7 protein-coding genes are annotated in these 15959 nt (G+C 44.5%); 6 read left to right on the top strand and 1 reads right to left on the bottom strand.

Going from position 1 to position 15959, the window contains the following annotated elements; translation table 11 throughout:
* Positions 1-137 precede the first annotated feature (137 nt).
* From H5185_RS16565 to recD, 6 genes are all read left to right on the top strand, one after another.
* A complete protein-coding gene (locus H5185_RS16565; protein ID WP_124016462.1) occupies positions 138-1049 on the top strand; it encodes a MoxR family ATPase in 912 nt (303 codons plus the stop codon).
* A 14-nt stretch (positions 1050-1063) separates the two neighbouring features.
* Positions 1064-2182, top strand: a complete 1119-nt coding sequence (locus tag H5185_RS16560; protein ID WP_182742658.1) for a DUF58 domain-containing protein — start codon at positions 1064-1066, stop codon at positions 2180-2182.
* Positions 2179-4230 carry a DUF3488 and transglutaminase-like domain-containing protein gene (locus H5185_RS16555; protein WP_182742657.1) on the top strand — a complete coding sequence of 684 codons (2052 nt, stop codon included), beginning with the start codon at positions 2179-2181 and terminating at the stop codon, positions 4228-4230. The genes H5185_RS16560 and H5185_RS16555 overlap by 4 nt, the downstream gene beginning before the upstream one ends.
* Positions 4231-4333: 103 nt before the next feature.
* Complete coding sequence (recC, locus tag H5185_RS16550; protein ID WP_182742656.1) at positions 4334-8080, top strand: exodeoxyribonuclease V subunit gamma; 3747 nt, start codon at positions 4334-4336, stop codon at positions 8078-8080.
* Positions 8080-11925 carry a UvrD-helicase domain-containing protein gene (locus H5185_RS16545; protein ID WP_182742655.1) on the top strand — a complete coding sequence of 1282 codons (3846 nt, stop codon included), beginning with the start codon at positions 8080-8082 and terminating at the stop codon, positions 11923-11925. The genes recC and H5185_RS16545 overlap by 1 nt, the downstream gene beginning before the upstream one ends.
* Positions 11919-13967: an exodeoxyribonuclease V subunit alpha gene (gene recD, locus H5185_RS16540; protein ID WP_182742654.1), complete on the top strand. Its 2049-nt coding sequence runs from the start codon at positions 11919-11921 to the stop codon at positions 13965-13967. The genes H5185_RS16545 and recD overlap by 7 nt, the downstream gene beginning before the upstream one ends.
* A 283-nt stretch (positions 13968-14250) precedes the next feature.
* Here the strand turns inward: recD and H5185_RS16535 are convergent, their stop codons facing one another.
* Positions 14251-15855: a methyl-accepting chemotaxis protein gene (locus H5185_RS16535; RefSeq protein WP_182742653.1), complete on the bottom strand. Its 1605-nt coding sequence runs from the start codon at positions 15853-15855 to the stop codon at positions 14251-14253.
* Positions 15856-15959: the final 104 nt, after the last annotated feature.

Below are 15959 nucleotides of genomic sequence, written 5' to 3'. Positions count from 1 at the left end.
ATCACCATTAACGCACAGTAATCATAAGCCCGAATGGCAAGGATAGTGATCAAATACTGAACGACAAACCGTAACCCACAATAAACCCTTTCGACAATAAACCAATAAGGGTTTATTGCAGACAAGTTGGAGTTTTCGTGTCGCAATCAAATATTCAAACATTACTCACTCAACTCAGCCAAGTTCTGCTCGGTAAGCCAGAGCAAATAAAACTTGCTGTCGCTTGTATTCTCGCCAAAGGCCATTTACTGATTGAAGACTTGCCCGGCATGGGTAAAACCAGTTTATCCCAGGGTATTGCCAACAGTTTAGGCATGAGTTACCAGCGTATTCAATTTACCAGTGACATGTTACCGGCTGATATTCTTGGTGTATCCATCTACAGTAAAGAGCAGCAACAGTTTATCTTTCACAAAGGCCCAGTGTTTAATCAAATGTTGTTGGCCGATGAAATTAACCGCGCTAGCCCGAAAACCCAAAGTGCTTTACTTGAAGCCATGGCAGAACAACAAATTACTATCGATGGCATAACCCATCAACTGAGCTCACCGTTTTTTGTTATTGCGACCCAAAACCCAGTTGATCAAGCCGGCACTTTCCCCTTACCAGAGTCGCAACTTGATCGATTTATGATGCGAATTTCCATCGGCTACCCTAGCGCAGAAGCGGAATTAGCCATGTTAAAATCGCGCACTCAAGCGAATAAACCGGCTTCATTATCACAATGCTTAACCCCGCAAGAGCTAATGCTACTGCAACAACAAGTGGCGCAAGTGTCGGCATCTGATGCGGTACTAAATTACTTAATTGCCTTAGTCGATTTTTCTCGGCAACACAATACCGCTAACGGTTTATCGCCACGCGCCAGTATTGCTCTACTTCAAGCAGCCAAAGCATGGGCTTTTATCAATCAACGCCAGTACGTAGTCCCTGAAGATATTCAAGCGGTATTTGCCTCAGTAGCAGAACATCGCATTCGCAGCAGTAGTCAATTTCAAGGCGAAGCGTTGTCTGACACTATCCTCGCTAGTGTTAACCCAATACGTTAACGGCGCAGATATCCATGGCTAAATCGACGACAGCAAAAAAGCACTCTTCGCCAACCTATGCCAATGGTGCTATCAAGCCGTCACGGTTGCGTCGTTTAATTCCAGCATCGTTAACCCAGCGCTGGTCAAGGTGGATAAGTAAACGCCTACCAGCACAAAAGCAAATTACCCTCAGCCACAAAGGTATTTTTATTCTTCCCAGTGGTTTTGGCTTGGTGTGGATTGGACTCATTGTTTTACTGTATTTATTTGGCACCAATTATCAAAATAACTTGGTGATTGGCTTAAGCTTATTACTCGCCAGTGTGTTTCATACCTGCATCATATACAGCTATAAAAACCTTGCAGGGTTAACCTTTAATCCAGTCACGCCGCCACAATGCTATGCTGGCGACAGCATGCCATTTCCCATCATGTTAACTGGTCATACTCGGCAGAAAAATCCCGATACCACCCACCAGCAAATTTGTTTGCAATTTAGCTATCAGCGCCATGTCCGCGTCAAACAAATGCACGAGCAAACTATTGCTATCGTGCCATTTGAAGGGGCTAAGCGTGGTCAATTAACCCCTGGGCGGATCAAAGTCTCATCCTATTTTCCGTTAGGATTATGCTGTGCATGGTCCTATGTAGACTTAAATATTCATCATGTTATTTTCGCTAAACCAGAAATGTGTGACATTGAGCTTGCAAGCCACATAAGTGACAATGATAGCCAATATGAGCACGGTAAATTACGCCCAGGGGTTGATGACTACAAAGGCTTACGCACTTATATTCCGGGGGAATCACTCAAACAAGTGGCATGGAAACAATGGGCCCAAGACAAAGGCATGTTATCCAAAGAGTTTGCAGAGCCTGAAGGATTACCCGTTTGGTTAACCTTGGCCAACACATCGGGCAATAACATTGAACACAAACTGAGTAAGTTAGCTTGGCAAGTTGATAAACTCAGCCAAACCAAGCAAGTATTTGGCTTAATTCTGGATGAGCATATTATCAGCCAGCAAACAGGCGAAGCACACCGAGTGGCTTGCCAAACCATGATTGCAACTTATCGTTTACCCGCCAATATGAACCCAGATTTTAGCCCAAGCGATGTGACTTCCTCAACGGTAGGTAAATCACTATGACCGATAACTTTGATGCCATTATTAGTCGCAATACCTTGTTTTGGCTTTTGGTCACTAATGTCGCCATCCTTAGCCCCTTGTATCAACAAGCCACCTTATGGAGCATCGGCATCTGTGCGATTTGCTTTGTTTGGCGAGTAGGCATTTTTCTCGGTAAAGTCGCTGCGCCGCCTAAATTACTGGTAACTTCTTTGGCGATTGGCGCCGCGATAACCCTTGCTTTAGTGTCATCTGAAATCGGTTTGCTCAATGCCTTGGTTAACTTATTAATTTTAGGTTACGCATTAAAATACATCGAAATGCGCCAACTAAGAGATGTAAAAGCGATTGTATTAGTAGGGTATTTCCTTATTGGGCTCACCTTGCTTGATCAACAAAGCATGCTTGATACCTTGCACTTATTGGCCGTTGCGGTGCTCAATACCGGTGTGTTAATCAGTGTTTATCAAGACAAATCCAACAAAGCGGCTAACCTCAGTTTTAGTCTAAAAATCATCTTACAAAGCCTACCATTAGCCATATTACTGTTTGTGGTGTTCCCAAGGCTCGGGCCTTTATGGTTAGTGCCCAATATGAAAACCGCCAAAACTGGATTATCCGATGAAGTCTCCTTTGGTGACATAAGTAAGCTCACTCGTTCAGCAGAATTAGCCTTTCGCGTCGGTTTTGACAACCCAGATGGCAGTACCCTAGGACCAGCAAACCAAGACTTATATTGGCGCACCTTAGTGATGGAAAATTACGATGGTAAAACATGGCGCCAAGACCCAAGCATCAAACAAATTCAACAGCAGGCATATTTTAAAAAACCCGATCGCCAAGCCCCTGCTGCCAACAGCAATAATAGCAAAATCGATTATGTGGTGATTAGCGAACCCAGTCATCAAAAATGGTTGTATGGCTTAGATGAAGCGTTTAGCAATAATGATCAAGTGGTTGAATTAGCGGATTATCGTTTGTATTCACTCAGGCCTGTCGATCAGCGCATGAGTTATCGAGTGACCTCATATCCCGATCAGATTATGGATAAAAAACTCGATCGCAATACCAAACAGCTAAACCTTGAATTACCGCCCAACAGCAACCCAAAAACCCTTGAGCTTGGTTTACAATTTGCCAAAGATTATCCGGATCCACAGACGCGCATTAATGCGATGATGAATTATTTTGCTGAGCAGGCCTACTATTACACTTTAAGTCCGCCGAGTGTTGGTGAGCAGCAAATTGATGACTTTTTATTTGAAAACCGTGCCGGATTTTGTGCTCACTACGCCTCAGCGCTGGTGTTTATGGCTCGCGCCAGCGGCATACCAACGCGGATGGTTACCGGTTATCAGGGCGGAGAATACAATGCCAAAGCGGGCTATTACAGTGTGTATCAATACATGGCGCATGCTTGGACCGAAGTGTGGTTAGAAGGCCAAGGTTGGCAACGTTTTGATCCTACCGCAATGATTGCCCCACAACGGATACTCGATGGCTTTGATGCCACCTTTGACAGCCAAAGCAGCTACTTACAAGACAGCCCGTTTAGCACGCTGCACATGAAGCAATACCCATGGTTAAATGAATTACGCCAACAGTTTGCCAGTGTCGATTATTACTGGAGCGTGTGGGTATTAGGTTTCGATGAACAACGAAAACAACAGGTATTAGCCAAGCTATTGGGGGATGTCAGCAGCACTAAGATCGCCTTATTGATGATGTTTAGTTTTATCATTATCGCGCTGGTTATTGCTTATTATGCTGGGTTATTTAGTACCGATCGCCAACAAGATCCACTCAATAAACGCTATCAGATCATTTGCCAACGCTTAGCCAAAAAAGGCATCGCCCGCCAACAAGGCCAAGCACCATCCGATTACGCTGCGGCAGTCAGTGCACATTTAGGTGCCCTTACCCCTCAAGTGGCAGCGGACTTTACGGCCTTGAGCAGTGCCTATGTAGCTCTTAAATATCAACCACTGACAGCGTCGCAAATCCAGCAACAACAGCAACATTTTAGCCAGTTATATCGTCGCTTACGCCTGCGACTCTTTCGCAACTGATCTTGTGCACTACAGCAGCAATCATCCTGATTATTAACGGTTTTGATTGATGATTTACGGCAGAGTCCATAGAATGAATTAATCTCAAATTAGCGGGTCGCCCATGCTTACTTTAATTCAATCTAATCAGATGGAAGTGTTATCTGAACAACTGGCCAAACTATTGGCTATTCGCTTAGATAACGTCAGTTTATTAGCCTGTGAGCATGTGTTAGTTCAAAGCCCGGGGATGTCGACTTGGCTGCGTTTAGAAATCGCTAAACACAATGGTATCGCAGCCGCATTATCGTTCCCACTTCCCTCAAGCTTTACCTGGCAGTTATGCCATGACTTGCTGCCCGATGTGCCAAAAGATAACGCCTTTACCAAAGCGGCAATGACGTGGAAATTAATGGACTTATTGCCAAGTCTGCTAGATAACCCAGACTTTAGCCCGCTCAAACAGTACTTATCACCTCAAGTTGATTCCACAAGTGATATTACTGATACAGATATCGATGCGAATACTGGTACTGATATTCATACAGCAAACACCCACGCCATATTGCAGCTCAATCAGTCACATGACGCGATTAAGCTATTTCAATTGTGTGGCCGCATTGCCGATATTTTTGACCAATATTTAGTTTATCGTCCCGAGTGGATTTTAGCGTGGGAGCAAAATCAGCCATTATCGAGCCTAGACAATCGCTTAACGTTAGATGAAAACCAGCAATGGCAACCGATCCTGTGGCGAGCATTAATCGATTATAACCAACACCATTTACACGCCAGTCATTATCATCGCGCCAATTTACATGCCGATTTAATTGCAACCTTGGCCAATCCAGATACTGACTTATCCATGTTGCCGGCTCGATTATACGTGTTTGGTATTTCATCCATGCCACCACAAACCCTCGATGTGCTGTACCATTTAGCCAGTCGCATTGATGTGATTATGCTGTCTCTCAGCCCTTGCCAGCATTATTGGGGCGATATTATTGAGCCGAAAACCCGTGCCCGCATGGCGTTGCAATATGCCAATAAAAAACAACTCGACCAAGACTGGGAAGACAAACTCGAAGTGGGTAACCCTATACTGGCCAATAATGGTCAAATGGGCCGTGAACTGCTAGATTTATTACTGTCGTTACCGCCAGAGCACACCGATTTTGGTTACGACTGTTATGTTGAACCTGAGCCGAATAATCTGCTGCACGGGGTACAATACGACATTTTACAAATGGAAACACTCGGTCAACCATTAGGGCCAAATGCCAGTTTGTATCAAGATATTCATGCTCGCCGCACCTTATTGCCAAGTGATGACTCTATTACCTTACGCAGTTGTCACAGTGCCTTGCGTGAAGTTGAAACCTTACATGATCACCTGTTAGAGCTGTTATCAAACAATAGCGACTTAAGCCCTAAAGACATAGTGATCATGATGCCCGATGTCGCGGCCTATGCGCCGTATATTGATGCGGTATTTGGCACCGCCAACAGTCAGTATTTTGCCGACAAAAATCCGCAAAAAGGCGATTACTACATTCCCTACGCCATTGCCGACAGGGGCGCAGCGCAAGAGTCGCCGCTGATTAATAGCTTTTTAAGCCTGTTAAATATCAATCAAAGTCGCTTTGGCCTCACTGACATGATTGGTATTTTAGAAGTGCCGGCTATTTTGCGTCGTTTCCAACTCGATGATGACGAATTGTCATTAATCCGCCGCTGGTTAGATGATGCCAATGTCCGTTGGGGCCGCAGTGAACAAACTCGAAGCCAACTGGGTGTGCAGCCTTTTACGCAAAACTCATGGGCATTTGGCATTAAGCGTTTAATACTGGGTTACGCCTTTAACGACGATGCCGATATTTATCGCGATACCTTAATGGTGCAAGGCATTGAAGGTCAGTCATCGCAGGCATTAGGTAAGTTGCTCTATTTCTTAGAAACCATCGACACCTATTTCACTTTATTTGCCAATGACTACAGCACCGCAGAGCGCCTTGAACAATTACAACAGCTACTCACCGATTGCTACGACACCACAGATGACGAGCGTGAACAAATCCAAGCCATTCGAGATGCATTAGTCACCCTAGATACCGAGCTTGAAAGCGCCGGCCATCAAGGCCAAGTCGATATTGAAGTCCTAAAACAGTGGTTTAATCAACGCTTAACTGAATCTCGGGTCGGCCAACGTTACCTTGCTGGTAGCGTGAATTTTTGTACCTTAATGCCAATGCGATCAATCCCCTTCAAAGTGGTGTGCTTGCTGGGCATGAATGACGGCGTCTATCCGCGGGTTCAACATCCTGTCGGGTTTGATTTAATGGCTCATTTTGGGCCTAAAAAAGGCGACCGTTCGCGCCGATTAGACGACCGCTACCTATTTTTAGAAGCATTACTGTCTGCTAGAGAGCAGCTTTACATCAGTTATATTGGCCACAGTGAGCGCGATAATGCTGAACGTATCGCCTCAATGTTAGTGTCTGAATTGGTCGAATATTGCCAACTCAGCTACCTACCGCAATCCTTACAGCAACAGCTTGAACAGCAAGTAGAGATCAATCTTGATGATGCTGATAAAGCCGTACTGGCACAGCTTATTCAAGCGCAACCTTTGCAACCATTTGACGCTAAACTCTTCCGAGACACACCACAATCAGCGGACAGTGTCAGTAAGCTGCAACACAGTTTTAATGCCCAATGGTGTCCGCCAGCCGCCAATGCGACCATTAACAATCACTTTTTTGAGCAAGCATTACCCTTGTCGGCCGAACAGGCTGATGAAGTGTTCGCCCATAGTCACATCAATAGCGATGGCATTAAAGTGGTCGAACTCGAATTGTCGGCATTAATCCGTTTTTATCGCAATCCTGCGCAATTCTTTTTCAACCGCAGTTTAAAAGTTGATTTATCACTGGATATTCAAGCCGATGACAATGACGAGCCGTTTAGCTTAAATGCACTCGAGCGTTATTTATTGCAATCACGCATGCTCGATAATGCCATTGAACATCAACTCGACAGCTCAGATCACGAATTACTCAGCAAGCTCAAAACCAGCGGTGAATTGCCCATGGCGCCGTTCGACGACTTGTTAATTAATCAATATTTACGCGATATATCGCCGTTGATTAATCGGGTGCAGTTTTTACAAGATCAACAAACCATGCACACGCTGAATGTGGATCTTAACTTTGATCTACCGATGCAGGATTTACCTGCAAGAGCAGATCCAAGCCAATCGTCCACAGTGCGAGTCAATCTTGTCGGCCGTATTGACGATATTTTGCCTAAAGGCTTAGTCAATTACCGCCCCGGCGCTGCCCACGGACGCGATTTTATTCGGGTGTACTTACGCCATTTATGCATCAACGCTATGGCCAATTCGTCCACCGCGGGCATGGGTAAAAATCAATTTAGTTACTTACTCGACATTGGTCATTTTCATGCCTTTGCGCCTATCACCGCCGAACAAGCGCAGGCGCAACTCCTGCGCTTTATCAGTGGTTTCATTCAAGGGCAAACTCAACCCTTGTGCTTTATGCCTAAAACGGCTTTTGCCTATGTTGAAACCGATGGCGACCATGAAGAAAAGTTACTCAAAGCCCAGCAAAAATGGGATGACGGCCAAAACCAATTCGGCGAAGGCCACGATCCACATAACCAGCGTTTATTCCATTTCCCAGAAGACTTTAGTGAAGCGACATTTGGCGCATTAGCCAGCCATTTACTGCAACCGATGTTAAGCCTGTATCACAAAGATAAACTGGCAGAATTAGACACCTTTGTCAGTGGCGCCGCAGTCGATATTCAAGCACAACTCATTGCCAACGCAGCTAAACCAGGAGAGCATTAATGGACGCTATTACCGTGACACCGCTTAATGCCCTCACCTTACCTTTTAATGGTTCCAGCTTAATTGAAGCCAGTGCCGGTACGGGGAAAACCTATACCATTTCGGGTTTATACTTACGCTTATTGTTAGGCCACGGTGGTAAAGCGCCATTAAGTTGTGAGCAAATTTTGGTGGTAACCTTTACCAACGCTGCCACAGAAGAACTCAGAGACCGTATTCGTAAACGGATTAACTTAGCGTTTAAACGCTTTTTAGGCTTAGCCGTCAATGATGAGTTTATTGAACAGCTTTACCAAGACACCTTGGAAGATGAACGTCCTATCGCGTTAAGACGCTTAGACTTAGCGTTAAAGTCGTTAGATGAAGCGGCCATTTTTACCATTCACGCCTTTTGCCAACGCGTATTGTCAGACATGGCATTTGAGTCGTCACTGCTATTTGAGTCCGAATTCACCCTCGACGACAGTGAGTTTTTACACCATGCAGTGCGCGATTTCTGGCGTGAAGTGTGTTATCCATTACCGCCCTTTTTGGCCCAAGCCATTAGTGATGTGTTTGCTGAACCAGACGTGTTAGCGCAAAAGCTGCGCCCGCTATTAGGTGCAAGCCAAGCTGTGTTGTCAAAGCAACCGCTGGCCTTTGAAACCCTACAACAGCAGCTAAGTCAAAGCATCAGCCGCTTCACCTTATTGTGGCACAGCCTGCACGACAGTACCCTTGAATTACTACAATCGCTGCCGCTAAATGGTCAACGTTTTGGTAAAGGTGCCGACGGCTACCCTAAACTAAGTCAACTGTTTGATAGTATTAGTAACTGGGTAAAATTTGGCCAAGGATTACCGCCAATAAAAGCGCTGGAGCAATTGGCATTATCCGAGCTTAAACTCAATAAAGGTGGCGTTATTCCCGCTGCCGCTGAAGCGCCGTTGCTGGATCATATCGAGCGCTTGCTTGAGTTAATTAATCAGCTTATTCCGTCATTTTTAGTACGCGCCCGCGAGGGGATTCGTCAACGCTTTGCTGGCCAAAAACAGCAACGTAATTTAATGACACCCGATGACCTATTACTCAGCTTAGCCATGGCGCTCAGCCAAAACCCGATCACCCTAGCCCATGCTATTGCTAAGCGTTTTCCGGTCGCATTAATTGATGAATTCCAAGACACCGACCCTCTGCAATTCACCATTTTTAATCAGGTATATCAACAGCCACTAGCATCGCAACTGGACTTAACCACAGCGACCACTGTGCACAGCCCAGCTAATGAAGACAATAGTAATGACAACAAAGCTAACGACGCCAGTAAAGGTCAGCTGAGCTTATTAATGATTGGCGATCCTAAGCAGGCGATTTATGCTTTTCGTGGTGCCGACATTTATACCTATATTGCCGCGCGCCAACAAACACAGGCCCATTATAATCTTGACACCAATTACCGCTCATCGACTCAATTAGTCAATGGGGTTAATCAGCTGTTCAGCCAGCACCAAGACCCGTTTATTAGCCAAGCGATTCCCTATGATATTGTTAAAACCCCATCATCGGCAGCCAATAAACACCTGAGTGAAGCCACAACCAATCCTGCCGCTCTGCGGATCCGTTTATTAGCCGAAGACGATGTTAATGGCCTCAATAAAACCAGCGCAAGACAACGCCTAGCCGCTGATGCTGCCAGCGAAATAAAGCGCTTACTAACCGAAGCGCAACAAGGGTTATGCCGAGTGAATACCAACCTTGAGCAGGTAGGTAAACCGCTCATTGCCAAAGACATTGCCATATTGGTGCGCGACCGTAACGAAGCCGCCGTGATGAAAGCGGCATTATCAGCACGTAAAATTGGTGCAGTATTTTTAAGCCGAGACAGTGTGTTTAACACCATTGAAGCCCGTGAAATGGCCATTTTATTGTATGCATTAGCCACGCCTAAAGATGAACGCGCTATCCGCGCCGCACTGGCAACTGAGCTTGTCGGGTTTAATGCCCAGCGGATCCATCAATTTAACCAAGATGAAGAACAACGCCAACAGGTATTAGATCAATTCACTCATTGGCATCAGTTGTGGCAACAACGCGGCGTGATGCCTGCGCTGCTTAACTTTGCCAGCGAAACCAAACTGATCCATCGTTACCTGTCGCAATCTGTCACAGCTGACATCAATAGCGCTAATGAACATAACGCTAATGCTCACAGTGATAGCACTTATAGCAGCAATAGTGACAACAATAGTGACAATAGCTTTAATGATGCTGATGACGACAACGCAGCAGATCTCAAAGCCTCTGGTGAACGACGCCTAACCGACTTTAGGCATTTAGCCGAATTACTGCAGCAAAAGGCCACTGAGCTCGATGGAAGCAGCGCGCTTATCAATTGGTACGAGCAACAACTGATTGGTAACAACGGTGGTGATGAGCAGCAACTGCGCTTAGAAAGCGAACAGAACTTAGTGCAAATTGTCACTATTCATAAAAGTAAGGGCTTAGAATATCCGGTATGTTTTGTACCGTTTGTCAGCTTAGCCCGTGGTAATAAAAAACGCCCTGCACCTATGATGTACCATAAAAATGAGCAGCTCATTTGGGATATCGACGCCACCGACGAAGGCTGGGAACAACTCAAACAAGAAACCCTCGCTGAAGATTTACGCCTACTGTATGTGGCGCTAACGCGGCCGGTTTACGTGTGTTATTTGTATATTGCCAACCAAAGCCGTCAGTTAAAAGCGGGGATCAGCAGCCAATTACCTGAAACAGGCATAGGTTATCTGTTGGGGATTACCGACAAGAAAACTGACTTTGCCCTTATTCAAGCCAAAGTGAATGCAATTGCCACCTTGCCAGCGATGAGTGTGGAATGCTTAAGCAACGATATTGACGATTCTGTGCTCGCTGATATCCACGACAATAATGACATTCTAGCGGCCAAAAAAGTCACTCGCGCACAAAGCCTTGCGTGGCGAGTGGGCAGTTACTCTGGCTTGGTAAAACATCTGCCTCATGAGAGAGTCGCGCCCGGTGCCGACGATGAAGACTTCACCGATGAGTTAATCCAATTACAGTTACAAGATGAGCTAACTAGCGAACCCGTACTTGATCGCTTTACCTTTGAACGCGGCGCCAACGCCGGTAGTTTTATGCATTTAGTGTTAGAGCTGTTTGATTTTACCCAAGCAGACACTGAACTGACACCTGCGCTAACGAAAGCCATGAAACAATATGGATTTGACGAAGCCCTGTGGCAACAGCCGTTAATGGACTGGTATCAGCAAATATTGGCAGCGCCGCTGTTTATCGAGACATTGTCAGAGGACACATCACTGACATTAAGCCAATTAGGCATCAAGCAAAAAATGGTCGAAATGGAGTTTTATTTGCCTATTTCAACCTTACAAGCGTCGCAATTAAATCATATTTTGCAACAACACGGTTATGTCGCCGGACTCGACTTTGATACCTTAAAAGGCATGTTAAAAGGCTTTATCGATTTAACCTTCGAGCACCAAGGCCAATTTTATATTGCCGATTATAAGTCCAACCATTTGGGTGATAACTATAGCGACTACACTCGCTCAGCCATGGCTAAAGCTATTGATGCTCATCGCTATAATTTGCAATACATCTTGTATACCTTGGCGTTGCATCGTTACTTATCGCTTAGATTACCAAACTACAATTATCAGCAACATATTGGCGGCTGCTATTACCTGTTTTTACGTGGCATGCATCCTGAGCATCCTGGCGCGGGGGTATTTTATGACAAACCACCGCAAGCATTAATCGAACAACTCGACCGCTTATTTACAGGTAATACAGACAATCGTGCGCCGGAGACGTCATCATGCTAATACTCACCCATCCAATCACTGAGTTATTGCACCTTTGGCAAGAACAGCGGCTCATTACCGCACTCGATCGTCATTTTGCTTTAGAGCTGGCCAATATTGAAACCATCAATAACGATCCCGCAATAAGCGAGCAGCAGCCGCAACTGTTCTTGCTTGTTTGCGCCATGCTCAGTCAGCAATTGTCTAATCAGCACAGTTGTTTAGTCATCGAGCAAATTGATTTAGCCAATCCCATGGCAGAGGACAACCGCGGCCACGCTGAAATCAATTGTCGGATTGAACTTGACCATCAACAATTGATTGAACAAATCGTGCTATTTGATGCCGTCGGCCAGCCCGGTGACAACAAACCGATGATTTTTGAACATGGGCGCTTATATTTAAATAAATACCACTTCTTTGAAACTCAAGTGGCGGCTAAGTTGACCCAATTAGCCAATCAACAAATTGAAATCGATCTAGCTAACAGTAATCTGCCGCAACTGATTGAATGCTTATTTACCGCAGAAGACAGCAATAGCAGCCAGTTTAATTGGCAAAAAATTGCCACGGCCACAGCGTTGGCCAAAGCATTAGCGGTGATAACCGGCGGCCCAGGAACCGGTAAAACCACCACAGTAACCAAGCTATTATTGTTACTGTTAACCCAATCGCCGCTAACAATCCGTTTAGTCGCGCCTACAGGTAAAGCGGCAGCAAGGCTAAGTGAATCGATCAAGGCGTCTAAACATAGTTTACTGCAACAGCTAACTCAAGTCAGCGACCCAGCATTGGCGAAAGTATTAACAGATTCGCTAAAACAAATACCAGAAGAAGCCTCAACATTGCATCGACTATTGGGGGTTATCCCAAACTCATATCAATTTAGGCACCATCAGGATAATCCGTTGCGCTTAGATTTACTGGTGGTCGATGAAGCGTCGATGGTCGACTTACCCATGATGTATAAATTACTCAGCGCCCTACCGTCTCATGGCCGTTTGATATTGTTAGGCGACCAAGATCAACTCGCATCCGTAGAAGCTGGCGCAGTGCTCGCGGATATTTGTGTTGGCTTAAAACAAGCTAACCCGCAACAAACATCACCATGGTCAATGCGTTACAGCGCCGCACAGGCAAAGCTCATTGAGCAATTAACCCAACAAGATGTCAGTCAGTTTATTCATCAACAACCTAAAATTGGTGACAGTTTGTGTATGTTGATGCACAGCCATCGTTTTAAAGGTGATGCAGGTATTGGGTTATTAGCCAATGCGGTTAATCAATCAAATGTGCATGCGATTCGCCAAGTATGGCAAGATAATCATGCTGAATTGAATTGGTTTGAACATCAGCATAATGCCCAGGGAGATAACACAGGTAAACAAGCATTATTGGCATTATCGGTACACGCTTATGGTGACTACCTTAATTTGGTGCAACAGAATCAACAGGCCATTATCGATCAAGCGGATCGGCAAGACAGCGCCATAACCCTGCCGCATGCTGAACAAACCATCATCGACAGCTTTAATCAATATCGAGTCTTGTGTGCCATGCGTGCCGGTGAATTTGGGGTTGAGGGCATGAACATCGCCATCACCGACAGCCTTAAACACGCCAAACTGATTACTCCTCAAAATGAGTTCTATTTAGGCCGACCGATCATTATTCAAAGTAACGATTACAACTTAGGCTTATTTAATGGGGACATTGGTTTGATCTTGCAAGACAGCACTAAGCCAAGCCGCTTAATGGCCCACTTTGTCATGGCCGATGGCAGCCTGCTTAAAGTATTGCCCGCACGCTTACCCAGCCACGACACTTGCTACGCCATGACAGTCCACAAAAGCCAAGGCAGCGAGTTTGATAAAGTCAGCTTTGTCTTGCCACATAAACCCAGCTCCGCCCAATGGCAACTACTCAGTAAAGAACTGCTTTACACCGCCATCACCCGCGCCAAAAATCATTTTTATTGTTTAGGCACTAGCATGATATTTGAAAAAGCCAGCAAACAAGCTACCTCACGAGCATCTGGGTTAGCTTGGAGATTGTGGGGCTGATTTTAAGAGAAATAACATGAACGCTATTCCAGGGTAAGCAAATCTGCACTATCACAAATTAACCGGGACCGAATTTGAACAGCTTCAGCTGGCCTAAAGATGAGCGCTATGGGTGACAGCGAATAAAATCTGCCAGTACACTTATCTGGTTTGTTGGCCATTGGGGCAAGCGGCTCATTCAAGCAACGCATAAGCCAACTCATTCCAAGCCCACTCATTAAAGTGGGCTTCTATTATCGTCTTTTGAACAACTTATAGGCAGCTAGAACGAGTTGAGCTCGACTTATTCACTTAAAAAAGAAGCTAACTCATCGACATGAGATTGAGTTTCATTGATGAGCAGGCCAATTTGAACCGCGGCGTCATTTGACGTTTTCGCAAGATTACGAACTTCGTCCGCAACAACGGCAAATCCACGTCCGGCTTCACCAGCTCTTGCTGCTTCGATGGCTGCATTGAGGGCTAATAGGTTAGTTTGATCGGCGACCGCATTAATGGTCGTTACTGTATTTTGAATTTTACTCAACACTATAGACATAGCACTGTGCGTTTCGGTCACTAACTTATTACGAGAAGAAACATTACTACCAAAAACAATATACTTAGAAATATTTCCATTCAAATCCGTAATTGAAGAAATAACACAATCTAAAATCACTTCATTCCCTTGATGAGTCAGTTTCATCATAACTGCTGTCGGTTCGCCTCGTTGGATCATCTGCGTACGAGAATGGTCTAAATGGTCTTTTAAATTCCCCACTACTGTTTGCATTTGTATATCGTCGTATAAATTTAACTGCTTTTTAGTATAGTCATTAGCTGAAATAAACTGACCACTTTGATTAAACTCTAACACTGCCGAATGACTGCTTATTGCATCTCTTTGATTAATCTGTTCTAACACAATACGTTTGATTTCACGCACATCAGAGCTCACACCAACAAAACCTGTGTGCTCACCCTTGTCATTAAAAATCGGATTTACTGCCAATACAATCCAATATGGCACTCCATTTTTATCAAAATTCAATATCTCTTCATAGAAAGCTTGTTTTGCTTTGAGCTTTTGAGATATGCGCTTAATCGTTTCTTTGTCGGTTTGTTCTCGTTGCAAAAGTATACCGGGTTTTTTGCCTTTTACCTCTGCAAGGGTCAAGCCTGAAAGTTTTTCAAAACCAGGGTTTACATATTCAACTAAACCATTTTTATCAGTGATCAATACACTAGTGCTAGTGTTACTTACCACCTTTGATAACATTTCAAATTGCTTAATGTGCTGGTTTTGCTCTTGATGGGATAATACATAGGCGGTGAACTTTTGATTACCAGAATTTATTTGATGGCGCGCCACATTAACATCGACCTTATCTTGCTCAGATAAACAAAGTAGGTGTTCTTTATTGTTAAACCCATTTTTTAACGTTCTCTGTAAATTGATATCTGCTTGATTTAAATAAATAGAGTCAGTATTTACTGGATCCAAATTAGCTGTTACTAACTTTTCATTGTTATCAAATACAACATAGGCCTTGCCACTGAAAGCTAATAACTCTTGCCACACACTTTCAGTTAATAACGGTGTTGATACAGCATCAAACGTATAAAGTGAGCAAGACTCTAAGTTTTTATAAGTCAGTTGGATAACTTGCTGACTAAGGAGTAGGTTTTCATCACAGCGAATAGTTTTGCTGCTACTGTCATAACGAGTAAGCAATAAAGTAAAGGTTTGATTATGATCAGCTTGTTTTAAGCGCTTGCTTAATTGATTAAAAGCATCATTAACGACAATAATATTTTGCTGAGCATCGACCACAACAGCAGCTGACTGATGCGTGGTAACTAGCTGCAATGCCAGCGCTTTCCGACTAATTTTCGAACTAAACCACATAATAGATCTCTAATAAAAAAGTAACAACGTCAATACGTTAGTCGAGCGTTAATCGATCACTATTTAGGGTCTCAGTATTGGGGTCATCGCAATAACTGGTTTAG

This window comes from Shewanella sp. SG44-6 (assembly GCF_014164185.1).
Taxonomy (GTDB): Bacteria; Pseudomonadota; Gammaproteobacteria; order Enterobacterales; family Shewanellaceae; genus Shewanella; species Shewanella vesiculosa.
The sequence above is the reverse complement of the archived record's forward strand: the minus strand, read 5'-3'. Positions and strand labels throughout refer to the sequence as shown.

Coding starts and splice junctions, on each gene's coding strand:
- H5185_RS16560 (WP_182742658.1), top strand. CDS start 1,064: ATGGCTAAATCGACGACAGCAAAAAAGCACTCTTCGCCAACCTATGCC.
- H5185_RS16555 (WP_182742657.1), top strand. CDS start 2,179: ATGACCGATAACTTTGATGCCATTATTAGTCGCAATACCTTGTTTTGG.
- recC (WP_182742656.1), top strand. CDS start 4,334: ATGCTTACTTTAATTCAATCTAATCAGATGGAAGTGTTATCTGAACAA.
- H5185_RS16545 (WP_182742655.1), top strand. CDS start 8,080: ATGGACGCTATTACCGTGACACCGCTTAATGCCCTCACCTTACCTTTT.
- recD (WP_182742654.1), top strand. CDS start 11,919: ATGCTAATACTCACCCATCCAATCACTGAGTTATTGCACCTTTGGCAA.
- H5185_RS16535 (WP_182742653.1), bottom strand. CDS start 15,855: ATGTGGTTTAGTTCGAAAATTAGTCGGAAAGCGCTGGCATTGCAGCTA.